Below are 15,981 nucleotides of genomic sequence, written 5' to 3'. Positions count from 1 at the left end.
GAAAATTCACTCAAAAAATTGACTATTGTCTGGGTAAAACACATTGCTCACTAGTTTCAACATAAGCTCAGTTTATCTCGTTCCTAGTCTCTGACTAGGAATGCCATCACAGAGGCTCTGCCTCTACAAATATTGATAATACAGCGTGGCATTAGCCATAGGCAGAGCTTTCTAAAATTTATTCCCATACAGGTAAGACTTACGCGTAAAACAAAGAAAGCAGCGGTAATTCATGAATTACCGCTACTGAAGAATCAGGTTTTCGATCACATTTTGCATAAGTCCTGACAGAGGATAGGAACGGGAAATTTTATATCCATTTTCGCTAAATAAATTATTTATAGACACTGTAATAAAGTTGATATAGCGCTTTTTGGTGAGATGCAATACAATCGAGAATGTCAAGCCATCTGCCATATTTAAGTAGAAAATAAATTTTAAGTTACTTCTAACTTTCCTTCATATTTATGGCGCAAATTCACAAAAAAAATAAATACTGGAGAGCATATTTAATTATGATATATAACATATACTTATTAGTTGCTGATTTTTCAAATACTCTCAAGGGAAAATTATAATTTTAATCAATATTTAATAAGTATTAATACACATTCTAATAAATAAGAAAAAAATGGATAAAATTAGCCTGATTAAATTAGAAAAACTAATTCCTAATGATTTTCTCAATCAAATACAATATATTCATTCCCAATTACTTACACAATGGATTTTGAATTGGGGAAGTCAGCCACTAAAATTTAGTCAAAAACCAGCAATGGTGTTTTCTCCCCATCAAGATGATGAAACTTTTGGTTGTGGTGGGATGATTGCACGAAAAAGAGAACAAGAAATACCAGTAGTTGTCACCTTCTTGACAGACGGCAGAGGTTCTCATGGTTCAGATCCACATATTCAAAATAAAATTATTCATATTCGCAAACAAGAATCCTTAAATGCACTAGAAATTTTGGGAGTAAAGCCTTCAGAAATTCATTTTTTGGATAAGCTAGATGGAAGTTTACCAGATTTAAATCCAGAGGAAAAACAACAGATAATTAACCAGATTTCTGAACTACTAAAACTTTATCAGCCAGGAGAAATTTATGTTCCACATCGTAAAGATTGTCATAAAGATCATGAAGCTACATATCATTTAGTTCAGGAGGCAATCACCCAATCAGGAATTATAGTAGAACTATTACAGTATCCTATTTGGGTGTTTTGGAGAGCGCCTTTATTTATCCTCTTGAAATTAAAGGATATCAGAGCAGCTTATCGGCTTTCAATTACCTCAGTGCAAGAAAAGAAAAAAAGAGCGATCGCAGCCTATCCCTCTCAAATACAAAGCCTACCTCGTGGTTTTATAAAACGATTCTTACACTCAGAAGAAATCTTCTTTAAATCTTAATCTTATTAACTGATTAATTATCTAATGTAGATTTAATTGAAAATTATATTTACATTAAGGAACATCATGATATTTGCCAAAAATAATTGCTGTGGAGAAAAATTAAATGAGAATCTTGCATATTACAAATCATCTGCAACAAATAGGTAATGGAATTGTCAATGTAGCAGTAGACTTAGCCTGTTTACAAGCAAAAAACGGACTTCATGTTGCTGTAGCATCATCAGGTGGACAATATGAGGAATTATTAGCAAATCATGGTATTAAGCACTTTAAACTAGATCAATCACGGTCGCCACTCAACATGATCAAAGCTGCTTGGCGTTATCGAGAAATTATCAAAAAATTTCAACCAGATATTGTTCATACTCATATGATGACAGGAGTTGTGCTGGCGGGAATTTTTAGAAATAGTGGTAACTATAGTTTAGTTTCTACTGTCCATAATGAATTTCAACGTAGTGCAGTTCTCATGGGATTAGCAGATAGAGTAATTGCAGTTAGTCATGCAGTCGCCGATTCAATGATTCGGCGCGGTATCCCAGCCAAAAAGTTGTGTGTGGTTGCCAACGGCACCTTAGGTAGTCCTCGACATAGAAACATTCAAGATTACCAACCCCTAGCACTCCATCATCCAGCCATCACTACCGTAGCCGGAATGTATAGCCGCAAAGGTATTGGTGATTTAATTGAAGCATTTAGCCTCATTGCTCAAGATTTTCCTCACGCTCATTTATATTTAGTAGGAGACGGCCCAGATCGGCCTATTTTTGAGAAAATAGTCCAAAGTAAAACATTTAGAGATAAAGGACTACACCGACGCATTCATTTTGAAGGTTTTCAAGCAGAACCACAACGCTATATGTTATCAACAGATATCTTTGTCCTCGCTTCACACTGCGAATCCTTTGGTTTGGTATTAACAGAAGCACGAGAAGCCGGTTGTGCAATTATTGCTAGTGATGTAGATGGCATTCCAGAGACTTTAGATCATCGGCAAGCAGGTATTCTAGTTCCACCTCAAGATAGCCAAACTTTAGCTAATGCCCTAGGGCAATTACTCAGCGATTCCCAGCAGTTACAAAAGTGGAAATTCCGCGCCCAACAAAACTTAGAAAGATTCAGCGCTGCACGAGTAAATCAGGAAACATTGACTGTATACAGTGAATTAATGAGAAAATACAATGTTCCTAAAGTCATGGAAACAAGAGAACTAGTAGCAGGTAAAAAGGTATTAATATCAAGTTCAGATAATTACTGATTTACATACCTTGGGAGAGTTTGGTTCTAAATTGTATTAGTTGTTAACACAGAGTGCGATTGAGTATATGCTTATATCCCTCTTCTGTCACTCTCCGGATTAAAGAAGTAAGAAATAAGCCAAATTAACCAGAAAAATAAAAGGGTTGGAATTTATTGCATCAATTAAATGAAAGAAAAATTAACAGAATTATTTTTGGTCTGAGACGGAGCTTGATGACATACAGCGGATTTCGCGGTTGGAAGGTATATATCTAGCGGGCAAGATGCCCGCACCACAAGAGTTTCATTGTTCAAGTTTGTATCTCATTTAAATGAAATCCGCTGTATCTGAATTAAATTTAGTCAGTGAGTTATGCCAATGGCTAATGTAATGCAATATATAATCAGCACGACAAATTTACTTAATACATAATATTATGAATCACAAGTATACAGCCGATGTCCTAGTTGTTGGCGGTGGAACCGGCGGAACCGCTGCGGCTATCCAAGCAGCACGTAGAGGCGCTAAAACCATTCTTGTGAGTGAATTTGTCTGGTTAGGCGGAATGCTCACCTCAGCGGGCGTATCTGCACCTGATGGTAACGAATTAGAAGCTTTTCAAACTGGGCTATGGGGTGCTTTTTTACAAGAGTTACGTCAACGACAGCCGGGAGGATTAGATAATAGTTGGGTGAGTTTTTTTAGCTATGATCCGCGTGTAGGTGCAGAAATTTTTGCTGACTGGGCGAAGGAATTACCGAATTTACAATGGATTTCGGGAAAAACACCTTTGGAGGTTTTGCGTCAGGGAGATTGTATTACAGGTGTACGCTTTGCAGATTTCACAGTCACGGCCAAAATTATTCTTGATGGTACGGAATTAGGAGATTTATTGGCTTTAGGGGAAGTGCCTTGCCGTTGGGGTTGGGAATTGCAGTCAGAGTGGGGAGAGCCGAGCGCCCCTATTGTCCCTAATGCTCTCACCGCAAGGTATCCTGTACAATCACCAACTTGGGTCGTGGTGATGCAAGATTTTGGTGAAAGTATCGCCCCAGAAATTCTACCTGCTCCTCATTATGACCCTTCTTTGTTTACAGGCGCTTGGTCAGATTACGGTGCTGAGAAGTTTTTGAATTATGGACGATCGCCTGATGGTCGATTTATGATTAATTGGCCTATTTGTGGCAATGACTACGGTAAAAAGGCTGATCGTTTGATAGAGTCGGAGATAGCAAGACGCGAGTTTGAGCAAGAATGTTTCTGGCATAGTCAAAATTTTGCCCATTTTATTCAAACTCAGCTTGGTAGGCGCTACGGTTTAGCAACAGGAGTTTTTCCTAGTGTTTCTCCAGCTTTTGCGCTGCATCCCTACTACCGCGAAAGTCGCCGTTTAGAGGGATTGATTACTGTCTGTGAGCAGGATATTCTGCCATTAGCAGGTGGTAATGTAGCAGCTAAATTTGATGATGCAGTTGCTGTTGGTAACTACGCCAATGATCACCATTACCCTGGTGTTAAGTTCTCACTGCAACCTAAATCTATTCGCTGGGGGGGACGTTGGACAGGAACACCCTTTACCATTCCCTATCGTTGTCTAATTCCTAAGTCTACAGATGGTTTGCTGGTCTGTGAAAAGAATATTTCTGTGTCTCACATAGCAAATGGGGCAACCAGACTACAGCCTGTAGTGATGGGTATTGGTCAAGCGGCGGGTATGGCAGCTGCTCTATGTTGTGAGCTAGAATGTCAGCCCAGGGATTTGCCGGTGAGGAAGTTGCAAACAGCTTTATTAACTGATGAGCGATCGCCTGCTGTAATTGTTCCTTTATTTAACGTAACAACCAATCATCCAGAGTGGTTAAACTGGCAAATTCATTATTTGGAAAACCCAGAAGCATATCCAACTAGTGGTAATTGCCCGGCTTTATTGGTTAATCAGTATGATTACTCGAATCTTGATTGTTTCATAGGCATTTTTAATCGCCTAGACCAACAAGATTATAGATTTAGTATTATTAATCCCACTGAATTTTCACATATAACTTGGCAAATTGTGACATTGCGATCGCATATTGACAAGCAACTGCAAGTCCTTCCTCAGCAACAAAAGCTTACCGTCTGGGGAAATCTAAATTCATCTGGTCACTGGCTACTTGTCGAATATATCGACGAAGTATCAAATTGATTTTTTTGCAGTCACATACAATACTTTTTGATAAATTGTCCGGATCATCATATAAATGTTAAGTATCAGTGAAGTAGAGAGTTCTAAAATAGACATCTACTATGCGTGCTGCCATTTCACTTTTAGTATCGAGTCTGGTATTCGGCTCCTTAGCTTTTAACGGCGAAGCGATGCTTACTCGTCTTTCCTACCTCCTGCTTGCTGGTTCTGGTTCACAACAGCTACTGGCTGATAATCCCAAACCAGGGCCTAACCAACCAGAACAGCCAGCCCCTCATCGTGGTAGTGGACGTAGAGAATCAATGGAATATTTCAGAAATATCCATTCAGTTGTTTAGCAATTGTAGCTTCAGACCGCTTGTACGAGAATTCGTTGCCAGCAAAGGAATCAAATTACCTGCGAACTGGGTGTTTAAGATCCTTGACACAACTTGTCGAACCGAAACATAGACAGTTAAAGCATTTCATAGCTTATCCATCGTTCCAAATTTTATTTTCTCCGACCAAAGACATAGACAGTTAAAGCACTACATAACTTATTCATCGTTCCAGATTTCATCTCCTCTGACTAAAGACATAGACAGTTAAAGCACTACACAACTGCACAACTGAGCGATTATTTAGTATTCCCTCGAAACATCCAGTAATTGTGGAAAACTTAGCTTGTATTAGTGATACCAATAAAGAACAAAGATTGTGATCAATGGATATTCTAAAAAGTTGATCCATTAACTCTTTGAGAATCCAAAATCTAAAATGGTATGACTTAGTAACTCATATACATACTCGACTAGTTTTCCTCAACTGCTGCTGTTTTGTATTAGCCGTCTATATATTAGGGAAGCCGGAAAGCAGGAAGAGAATAGAATTGTACTTCTTGTGGTTAACCCGTCAAAGTCGGTGCGATATCCAGTAGGAATATTGAATATTTTGGGAGATCCATAAAACAGTTAATCCAGAACCCAAAATCTACAGTGGTGTCAAGGACTCTCAATAGTCATTAGCCTGAACCAGATGAGTACTTCTGCGTTACCTTAAACTGGTTTATGTGCAATAAAATACTTACTGAGAAAGTGGACTTGTGTGTCGATGTTCTCAAAGTCCGCTTTCTTTAAACGCTCTACCAAGTCATCAGTAGTGTAATCTCTGTAGTAAGGTTCATGGAACATTTTCGGAAAGTTATCTATCACCTGAGTCAATTCAGGTGAATCACTCTTCTGAATGGAGTCACATATAATCAAGATTCCACCTGGTTTTAACACCCGAAAGCATTGTTCTATAATTGATTGACGCACAGTATTAGGTAACTCATGAAAAAGAAACACAGAAGTTACCACATGAAAATAGTTATCTAAATAAGGTAATTCTTCAGCATTTGCCTGTAAAAGTTGTGGTAATTCCAACGGATTTTGAGACAATAGCTCATTAGATTTACGTAAATAAGCTGGCGACAAATCCGTACCATATAAAGAAACTTGAGGACAAGCTGCGCGTATCATCTTCAGAGTCCGCCCAGTGCCACAAGCTACATCTAGAATTCGGATTTGTTTTGGTGACAAAAACTGAAATTTTGCTAAACCTCTTTTCAGCGGGGCGATAATACGTCGCCGCATGGCATCAGCTGAACCCCCAAACAAAAGTTCTACCTGTAAGTCATATAAATTGGCTGATAGGTCGCTCAAATAACCATCAGTTTGGTGATGAAAATTCTGCAAATAGTAACTAGGATAACTGTCTTTATCTATTTCTGGTGAAAAAACTTGTTGGCTATTTTTTAGGGATCTTTCCCAACTTGCGGGTAAATCTAGCCAAATTAGTGGATAATAGCGGGAAAAAATCTTCCCAAGGATTATCAAATAATACACTAGTGGGATATATTCCTTTTTCTGCATCCTGCCAGTCAGTTTCTAGTAGCTGATTTAATCTGTTTTGCAGTTTGGGTATTGCCTCTTGAGGTATAAATTGGCTCGTTTGTGCTAGTGTGGGATGCACTAAATTTCTTAACCGTGAAGTTAAAATTTTATGAGCAAAACTGAAGTAATTCTTTCCTTGTTGAAAAGTCTGATAGGTCAACTTGCTTAAGGTGTCAGACATAAACAATAGATTAAATTTTATTACCGTCAATTATTGTATTGGAATCACCATCAAGAATAAAGCTTTTTGGAAATATAGCAATTCCCAATCTCATGAAATACACACCACCCGCGCTGTCGCGCACCCTCCCATTACCAAGGGGAGGGTTGGGGAGGGGTAATTTTGTATCTTACTAGAGTGGGAAAGGCTATAAATACTCGTCTTGGACTACGTATAATTTTTGGATTGATCCATGATATTCCGTACACCAAGTAGAAGTATAGCGATCGCTTGATTATGAATTTTTGTAAATTATTTTCAATTCCGTAACATACGCTACAGAAATCCTGTTACTATAAATGGGTAAGGAAAAAATTCTATTAGTAAGAAATAGTGAGGACTGTAGTTATGTCTATTCAAGAAAAATCCCGTGCGTTAATGGTACGTCAACATCAGCAAGTTAAGAACCGTCAACAATCAATGCTGATGCGTGCTGCACAAGAACTCGGTCTTCCTGAAGAACTATCCCATTACTGGAACCCCATTCAAGGCAAGATAGATCCCACTACACAAACAATTTATAGCAGCAGTCACGCCTCTATGAGTTAAGGTTTTTGTTTGATTGCTTCAACTAGACAGTTTTGAAAAAAAGCCACCCTTGAGGGTGGCTTTTACCTTGTCCATTTTTTTGTAGGTTGGGTTAAGCGACAGCGCAACCCGACGCATTTGTTAGGTTATGCCTCCGGCACACTACGTGAACGTCCCTCAACCCAACCTACACATCAAGACTTTTTTCGATTTGGGCAAGGTATTGTTACTACTCGTTGCAATTAGCAATCGTAATATAAGAAGAATTCGTAAGGATGAGGACGTAACTGCATTTGCTTAACTTCGTTAGCCAGTTTGTAGTCAATCCAGTTTTGGATGAAATCTTCTGAGAATACACCAGTATCTGTTAAGAAAGCGTGATCGTTTTCGAGTGCTTCTAATGCCAATTCTAAAGAACCTGGTGTAGAAGGAATTTTCGCCAATTCTTCTGGAGAAAGTTCATAGATATTCTTATCTAAGGGTTCACCAGGATGGATTTTGTTCTTAATGCCATCAATACCAGCGCAAAGCATGGCAGCAAAGGCTAAATAGGGGTTAGAGGTGGCATCTGGACAACGGAACTCTAACCGCTTGGCTTTGGGGTTATTACCAGACAAGGGAATCCGTACAGAAGCAGAACGGTTGCCTTGGGAGTAAGCCAAGTTTACTGGTGCTTCATAACCAGGTACTAGACGTTTGTAAGAGTTTGTAGTGGGGTTGGTGATTGCCAACAATGCTGGAGCGTGTTTGAGAATACCACCAATGTAGTATAATCCCATTTCGCTCATGCCAGCATACTTGTCACCGGCAAATAAAGGTTGTCCACCTTTCCAAATAGATTGGTGACAGTGCATACCGGAACCATTATCACCAAAAATTGGTTTTGGCATAAAGGTGACGGTTTTACCGTACTTTCTGGCAACGTTCTTGATGACATATTTGTAAGTCATCAACCAGTCCGCAGCTTCGATTAACTTACCAAAGCGGAAACCTAATTCACACTGACCACCTGTAGCAACTTCGTGGTGTTGTTTTTCAATAGGTACACCACAGTCTTTCATCGTTAGCAGCATTTCTGTCCGCATATCTTGAAAGCTATCTGTTGGTGGTACTGGGAAGTAGCCTTCTTTAAAGCGGGTTTTGTAACCCAAGTTAGGGCTTTCTTCTCTACCAGTGTTCCAACGACCCTCTACGGAATCTACGTAGTAGTAACCAGAATTAGCGGTTTGGTCGTAGCGGACATCATCAAAGATGAAGAATTCAGCTTCAGGTCCGAAGAACGCTGTGTCACCAAGTCCTGTGGAAGCAAGATAGTCTATTGCTTTTTGGGCAATAACGCGAGGGCAACGGTTATACCATTCGCCTGTGCGTGGTTCCTTAATACTACAAATTATACTTAGGGTTGGCTCTTTCATGAATGGATCGATCCAAGCGGTGTTTGGATCTAGCACCATTGTCATGTCTGATTCTTCGATGCCTTTCCAACCCCGAATGCTGGAACCGTCGAAAGGAACACCATCAGTGAATGAATTTTCATCAATTTGATCCTGGTACATGGTCAAATGTTGCCAAGTCCCTGGTGTGTCGATGAATTTCAGATCAATCATCTGAATGTTTTTGTCCCGAATCATCTTCAAGACTTCTTGTGGGGTTGTCATTGTTACTCCTTCTGTACCCAATTTCCTAAAGTAAAACCAAAATCTGCCAAAGCATCTTAACCCTGCCGAACTAACCCAAGTTGTGACACACCACCTGGAATATCGTAAATACTCGACTTAAGGTGATTTTGTAGTGTTTTTTACAGATTATCTGGATTACAGGTTATATTAACCTTTCTTCATCATCTGCACAAAACTGGAAATATCATCTCATAGGGGTCAACTTTGGCATAGAATCCTTAAATAGCGGATGGATAGTTTTTGTGCCGCATTTATTGTTTATGGCACAAAAGTTTACAGGTGCATAATTGCAGCCAAATAAATATCAAACCATAGATAGCTAATGATTGGGAGAAAAAAGAATGCGCGATGCAATTACAACTTTAATTAAGAATTATGACGTAACCGGACGTTATTTTGACCGGAATGCGATCGATAGCCTCAAGTCTTACTTTGAAACTGGTACGGCAAGAGTGCAAGCGGCGGCGGCAATTAATTCTAATGCAGCGGCTATTGTTAAACAGGCTGGTGCTAAGTTATTTGAAGAATTGCCAGAATTGATTCGTCCTGGTGGTAATGCCTATACAACTCGTCGGTTTGCGGCTTGTTTGCGGGATATGGACTATTACCTCCGCTATGCTACTTATGCGCTGGTAGCTGGTAACATGAATGTACTTGATGAGCGTGTGTTGCAAGGACTCCGGGAAACTTACAATTCTTTGGGTGTACCCATTGGTTCTACAGTTCAGGGTATCCAAATTATGAAGGGTCTTGTCAAGGAGCAAGTAGCGGCTGCTGGTATTGCTAATACTGCTTTTGTGGATGAGCCTTTTGACTATATCACTCGTGAGTTGAGTGAGATTGATATTTAATATCTGAATTTTGGCGATTGGAAATCGCAGCTACACAATCAAATCCGTAAAGACGGACTTGATTTTTAATATCGCACTTTGACTTTATTAGCAAGGTGCGTTTACTTTTTTTAATGTAAAAAATAGTTTGTTGACAGATAAAGGTACTTAGAGTGTAAAATTAAAAACACACAATACTTTTATACAAAATTTTATATGTTTATCATTGATGATGTCATTGGAGCATTAATTGGAAAAGCAACAGATAAAGTTTTAGATCAACTAGATCATAGTGAAACTAGATTGCGAATTTTAAATAAATTTGGCTTGAAATCAGATGAACCACCTAATGATTTTGATGGGGTTTATGTTTATACTTTGATTGAGTATGGAGTTGGGAAACCAAAATTTATTTTAGAGTTATTTAAAGAAAAAGAAATTAAAGAAGAATTTCAGCAAGCATTTAGTCAAAATAAAAGTTTTAATAGTCAAACATTAGATAGCTTTATTCAAAGTTCTAATATTGGCGATAGAATTAAAGATGAAAATATTGATTATCGTCGAGAATTGGCAGAATTTGCTCGATTGTTTGTGGAAATTGTCAAACGAGCTAGAACAGCGACAGAAATTTTACAAGAACACAAATTAGAGAGTTTACAAAATAGTTTAAATCAAGTTCGTGAACAAATTAACAAACTTAGTTTACCAGAAATTCAAAAACAAATTACCCAATTATTACAAAATCAACAGCAATTATTACCACCTGCGGAAATTGTCAGAGAAACAGAATTATGTAAACAACTAAAAAAATGGTTTCAAACCCTGGGTTATAAATTTGAAACTTACGAAATCTTAAAACCAGAATATTTTGAATGGATTATTAATATTCCCAAACGGCGAGGATATGACCGGATTTTGATTCACGGAGTCGAAGCAGAAGCGGGAATTAATGATATTAATACAGTAAAACAAGCTGTAGAAACTCAAAAAGTTGATGAAGGTTGGATTGTTGCACCACGTCGAGTTAGTAAATTAGCGAGAACCGAAGTTGAAAAAGCTGAAAATAGCCATATTTTTTGTTATTCATTTGATGAATTAATTGAAGCTGATGCTGATTTTACTGGTTATTTTGATTGGTTAGAAACAGAAGTTAAAATCAGAGGAATTGATAAATATTATGTTCCCTTAGCTTGTACCAAAGAAGAAATTAATCCTATAACTAAACAGCGAATTGGCGTTAGTCATTATGGTAAAGAAGATGGTTGGATTGAGCGTTATATTAATGAATGGTTGGCTGACCCAGTAAAAGAACATTTATCTGTTTTAGGAGAATTTGGCACAGGTAAAACTTGGTTTGCTTTTCATTATGCTTGGTTGGCTTTACAAAAATATCGTCAAGCGAAAGCAGAAGGTTTACCGATTCCGCGAATTCCTTTAGTGATTCCTTTAAGAGATTATGCCAAAGCGGTGAGTATTGAATCTCTATTTTCTGAGTTCTTTTTTCGTAAACATAACATTGGTTTATCGGGATATTCTGCCTTTGAACAACTTAACCGCATGGGGAAATTATTATTAATTTTTGATGGCTTTGACGAAATGGCTGCACGGGTAGACCTTCAAGCGATGATTAATAATTTCTGGGAGTTAGCACAAGTTGTAGGAACACCAGGAACAAAGGCAATTTTAACTTGTCGGACAGAACATTTTCCAGAAGCATTAGAAGGACGCACACTTTTAAATGCCGAATTACAAGCTTCTACTAAAAATTTAACTGGAGAAACGCCCCAATTTGAAGTTTTAGAATTAGAAAAACTTAATGATGAACAAATTAAGCAGGTACTTGATTTTAAAGCTAAACCAGAAACAGTTGATAAAGTAATTAATAATGAACAATTATTAGATTTAGCACGTCGTCCGGTAATGATTGATTTAATTATGGAAGCATTACCGGATATTGAAGCTGGTAAACCTGTGGATATTTCCCGTGTTTATCTCTATGCAGTGCGGCACAAAATGGAACGGGATATTAAAGCTGACCGCACTTTTACCTCAATGGCAGATAAATTATATTTCCTGTGTGAATTATCCTGGGAAATGCTGTCAACTGACAAAATGAGTTTAAATTATAAAGAATTTCCTGATCGAATTCGCCGTTGTTTTGGAAAAGCAGTAGAAGAACAAAAAGATTTAGACCATTGGCATTTTGATATGATGGGGCAAACCATGTTAATTAGAAATGCTGATGGTGATTATTATCCTGCCCATCGGTCATTATTGGAATTTTTTGTTGCTTATAAATTAGGTAGAGAATTAGGAATTTTAGCAGCAGATTTCCAGGAAGTTGTGGAATTTCTGCCTTATGATCAAGCAACAAATGATTTAACACAAACTTTTGGGAAAACTCTATTAGCCAAAGCCGTTTTAGATTTGATGTTTCTCATGTTATCAAAAACAGCAAATCAACGGTTATTAGCAGAGGTGAAAGCCACGAAAGGTAAAACTGAAATAGTAGCAGGTTACTGTGGAAGTAATGCAGTGCAGTTGCTACTCAAAAGGAGTCGGTTGGCTTTAGAAAAACAAGATTTAAGTCAGACAGTTATACCTGGTGTAAATTTTGGTTTGGCTAGTTTGTATAATGTCAACCTGAAGGGAGCGAATTTAACAGATGCTCTTTTTGCTAAGGCATTAGGAGCAATTTATTCTCTGGCTTTTAGTCCAAATGGAAAATACTTGGTTACAGGAGATAGTGATGGTAGAGTTCAAATTTGGAATGCTGTAACAGGACGGGAAATATTGACATTTGTAGATCATAGTAGAGTGGTTTGGTCAGTAGCCTGGAGTGGAGATGGTCTGACCTTGGCTAGTGGTAGTAGTGATGAAACTGTGAAACTATGGGATGTGCAGACAGGGGACTGTGTGCAAACCCTAGAGGGTCATAGCAATGGGGTTAGGTCAGTAGCCTGGAGTGGAGATGGTCTGACCTTGGCTAGTGGTAGTTTTGATAATACCGTGAAACTGTGGGATGTGCAGACAGGGTACTGTGTGAGAACCCTAGAGGGTCATAGTAGAGTGGTTTGGTCAGTAGCCTGGAGTGGAGATGGTCTGACCTTGGCTAGTGGTAGTAGTGATGAAACTGTGAAACTATGGGATGTGCAGACAGGGGACTGTGTGAGAACCCTAGAGGGTCATCGTAGTGTGGTTAGGTCAGTAGCCTGGAGTGGAGATGGTCTGACCTTGGCTAGTGGTAGTAGTGATGAAACTGTGAAACTATGGGATGTGCAGACAGGGGACTGTGTGCAAACCCTAGAAGGTCATAGTGATTGGGTTAACTCAGTAGCCTGGAGTGGAGATGGTCTGACCTTGGCTAGTGGTAGTGGTGATAATACCGTGAAACTGTGGGATGTGCAGACAGGGGACTGTGTGCAAACCCTAGAGGGTCATGGCAGTGGGGTTTACTCAGTAGCCTGGAGTGGAGATGGTCTGACTTTGGCTAGTGGTAGTGATGATAAAACGGTGAAACTATGGGATGTGCAGACAGGGGACTGCGTGCAAACCCTAGAGGGTCATAGCAATTGGGTTAACTCAGTAGCCTGGAGTGGAGATGGTCTGACTTTGGCTAGTGGTAGTGATGATAAGACGGTAAAACTGTGGGATGTGCAGACAGGGGACTGCGTGCAAACCCTAGAGGGTCATAGCAATTGGGTTAACTCAGTAGTCTGGAGTGGAGATGGTCTGACCTTGGCTAGTGGTAGTCTTGATAATACCGTGAAACTGTGGGATGTGCAGACAGGGGACTGCGTGCAAACCCTAGAGAGTCATAGCAATTCGGTTTTTTCAGTGGACTGGAGTATAGATAGTCTGACCTTGGCTAGTGGTAGTGGTGATAAAACGGTGAAAGTGTGGGATGTGCAGACTGGGGATTGTGTGCAAACTCTAGAGGGTCATCGCAGTGTGGTTAGGTCAGTAGCCTGGAGTGGAGATGGTCTGACCTTGGCTAGTGGTAGTGGTGATAAAACGGTGAAAGTGTGGGATGTGCAAACTGGGGATTGTGTGCAAACTCTAGAGGGTCATCGCAGTGTGGTTAGGTCAGTAGCCTGGAGTGGAGATGGTCTGACCTTGGCTAGTGGTAGTGGTGATGAAACTGTGAAAGTGTGGGATGTGCAGACTGGGGATTGTGTGCAAACTCTAGAGGGTCATCGCAGTGTGGTTAGGTCAGTAGCCTGGAGTGGAGATGGTCTGACCTTGGCTAGTGTTAGTTTTGATAAAACGGTGAAACTGTGGGATGTGCAGACAGGAGACTGTGTGCAAACTCTAGAGGGTCATAGCGATGGGGTTAGATCAGTAGCCTGGAGTGGAGATGGTCTGACCTTGGCTAGTGGTAGTTTTGATAATACCGTGAAACTGTGGGATGTGCAGACAGGGGACTGTATCGCTACCTTTAACCATCAGTTATATGCAGGGTTGAAGATTCAGGGGGTGAAAGGGTTAAGCCGTGCGGAAATATTAACTTTGAAGGCGTTGGGGGCTGTGGAGTAGGATGACAGTACACTAAAACTATGAGTCACTGATCAGTTGCTAGACATTAAATTATGGAAGAATTATTAACCCTGAAAGACTTGCTTCTGCAAGGGAATATCCAAGAAGCATTGGTTATAGTTGAAGAATTAGAAGACATGAGCCGAAATGACATTATCAAGACAATTCGGAGTTATGCAGTAGTTTTATTGTTGCACTTGATTAAACAAAAAGCTGAAAATCGGACAACTCGTTCCTGGGAAGTCTCAATTCGGAATTCGGTTCGGGAAATTCAACGAGAAAATAAGCGTCATTATCTCACGAGAGAAGAATTATGGGAAACTTTAGAAGAAGCTTATTTAAATGCTATTGATAAAGCTTCGCTGGAAGTAGCCGAAGGTTCTTATGAATCAGAAGAATTAGAAAAGCTGGTTAATAGAGAAGAAATTATTCATTATGCTTTAGGTTTAATAAGCTAATCGGCATTTAATTTGCATAATATGGGCTGGCAAGATGCCCACCCCACAAGAGTTTAATGGAATTTAAATATCCAAACCAGATATTTTTCAGCTTATTACCAGGAGAATCAAATTAATTGGTCAAACAAAGACTCGATACGCTATTAGTAGATTTGGGTTTATCTCCTTCCCGTCAGCAAGCACAACGGCTAATTCAAGCTGGGGAAGTGACGGTAAATCAACAAATGATTGATAAAGCCGGGACTGAAGTTGATATTAAAGCCCAAATTCAAGTTAAAGAACGCCCTCCTTTTGTTTCTCGTGGTGGTGAAAAACTCGCTAAAGCTTTAGAATTTTTTGGAATTCCTGTAGCTGGACGTATTTGTTTAGATGGGGGAATTTCTACGGGTGGTTTTACTGATTGTTTATTACAATCTGGTGCAAAACAAGTTTATGGAATTGATGTTGGTTATGGACAAGTTGATTGGAAAATCAGAACTGATGAACGGGTAATTTTAAAAGAACGTACCAATTTAAGGCAGTTAAAACCAGAAGATTTATATGCTGAAAATGCAATTTTTCCTGATTTAGCGGTGGTTGATGTTTCGTTTATTTCCTTAACTAAAATTTTGCCTGCTTTGTGGGAATTAACTCAAGCACCCAGGGAGGCTGTATTGCTGGTGAAACCTCAATTTGAGGTTGGGAAGTCTCGCGTGGGTAAAAAGGGCGTTGTCCGCGATTCTAGCGACCAAGCTGATGCTATTTTTCAGGTGTTGCAAGGGGCTTTGGAGTTGGGTTGGAAGTATAAAGGTTTAACTTGGTCGCCCATAACAGGCCCAGCAGGTAATATTGAATTTCTTCTCTGGTTGGGAATGGAAAGCGAAATTTCACCACTGAATTTAGCAGCAATTCAGGAAATGACTAAATCAGCGGTTGCAGATTTTCGGCATTTGACAAACCCTACAATTTTGCATTGAGTGTGAAACGGATATAGCAGTTTTC

At 39.3% G+C, this 15,981-nt stretch carries 10 protein-coding genes and 1 pseudogene; 9 read left to right on the top strand and 2 right to left on the bottom strand.

Annotated features, from left to right (window positions below; genetic code table 11):
• The first annotated feature begins 631 nt into the window (after nucleotides 1-631).
• The 4 genes from ACOWPH_RS23720 (at nucleotide 632) to patX (ending at nucleotide 5,174) form a co-directional block, all read left to right on the top strand.
• Entirely contained in the window at nucleotides 632-1,408 is a 777-nt protein-coding gene (locus ACOWPH_RS23720) for a PIG-L deacetylase family protein (RefSeq protein WP_015212570.1), read from the top strand.
• A gap of 106 nt (nucleotides 1,409-1,514) precedes the next feature.
• Nucleotides 1,515-2,669, top strand: a complete 1,155-nt coding sequence (locus ACOWPH_RS23715) for a glycosyltransferase family 4 protein (RefSeq protein WP_015212569.1) — start codon at nucleotides 1,515-1,517, stop codon at nucleotides 2,667-2,669.
• 418 nt (nucleotides 2,670-3,087) lie between these two features.
• Nucleotides 3,088-4,836: an FAD-dependent oxidoreductase gene (locus ACOWPH_RS23710; RefSeq protein ID WP_015212568.1), complete on the top strand. Its 1,749-nt coding sequence runs from the start codon at nucleotides 3,088-3,090 to the stop codon at nucleotides 4,834-4,836.
• A gap of 101 nt (nucleotides 4,837-4,937) precedes the next feature.
• A complete protein-coding gene (gene patX / locus ACOWPH_RS23705) occupies nucleotides 4,938-5,174 on the top strand; it encodes a heterocyst-inhibiting protein PatX (protein WP_015212567.1) in 237 nt (78 codons plus the stop codon).
• Between the two features lie 696 nt (nucleotides 5,175-5,870).
• Here patX and ACOWPH_RS23700 read toward each other — a convergent pair.
• A pseudogene (locus tag ACOWPH_RS23700) lies at nucleotides 5,871-6,930 on the bottom strand (class I SAM-dependent methyltransferase).
• A gap of 387 nt (nucleotides 6,931-7,317) precedes the next feature.
• Here ACOWPH_RS23700 and ACOWPH_RS23695 point away from each other — a divergent pair.
• Entirely contained in the window at nucleotides 7,318-7,518 is a 201-nt protein-coding gene (locus ACOWPH_RS23695; protein ID WP_015212565.1) for a hypothetical protein, read from the top strand.
• A 221-nt stretch (nucleotides 7,519-7,739) separates the two neighbouring features.
• Here ACOWPH_RS23695 and glnA read toward each other — a convergent pair whose 3' ends face one another.
• Nucleotides 7,740-9,155 carry a type I glutamate--ammonia ligase gene (gene glnA / locus ACOWPH_RS23690; protein WP_015212564.1) on the bottom strand — a complete coding sequence of 472 codons (1,416 nt, stop codon included), beginning with the start codon at nucleotides 9,153-9,155 and terminating at the stop codon, nucleotides 7,740-7,742.
• Nucleotides 9,156-9,517: 362 nt separating this feature from the next.
• On the opposite strand from glnA, the gene apcB reads away from it, so the two are divergent.
• The 4 genes from apcB (at nucleotide 9,518) to ACOWPH_RS23670 (ending at nucleotide 15,956) form a co-directional block, all read left to right on the top strand.
• Entirely contained in the window at nucleotides 9,518-10,027 is a 510-nt protein-coding gene (gene apcB / locus ACOWPH_RS23685; protein WP_015212563.1) for an allophycocyanin subunit beta, read from the top strand.
• A gap of 195 nt (nucleotides 10,028-10,222) precedes the next feature.
• On the top strand, nucleotides 10,223-14,542 hold the full coding sequence (locus ACOWPH_RS23680) for an eIF2A-related protein (protein ID WP_096713107.1): 4,320 nt from the start codon (nucleotides 10,223-10,225) through the stop codon (nucleotides 14,540-14,542).
• A gap of 53 nt (nucleotides 14,543-14,595) precedes the next feature.
• Nucleotides 14,596-15,000: a DUF29 family protein gene (locus tag ACOWPH_RS23675; RefSeq protein ID WP_015212561.1), complete on the top strand. Its 405-nt coding sequence runs from the start codon at nucleotides 14,596-14,598 to the stop codon at nucleotides 14,998-15,000.
• 116 nt (nucleotides 15,001-15,116) lie between these two features.
• Nucleotides 15,117-15,956 (top strand): TlyA family RNA methyltransferase, encoded by an 840-nt coding sequence (locus ACOWPH_RS23670; RefSeq protein WP_015212560.1) that lies wholly within the window; start codon nucleotides 15,117-15,119, stop codon nucleotides 15,954-15,956.
• Nucleotides 15,957-15,981: the final 25 nt, after the last annotated feature.

The sequence above is a fragment of the Anabaena sp. PCC 7938 genome, from assembly GCF_049315035.1.
Classification (GTDB): Bacteria; Cyanobacteriota; Cyanobacteriia; order Cyanobacteriales; family Nostocaceae; genus Anabaena; species Anabaena cylindrica.
Note: the sequence above shows the minus strand (reverse complement) of the source record. Positions and strands in the feature narration are given on the sequence as shown.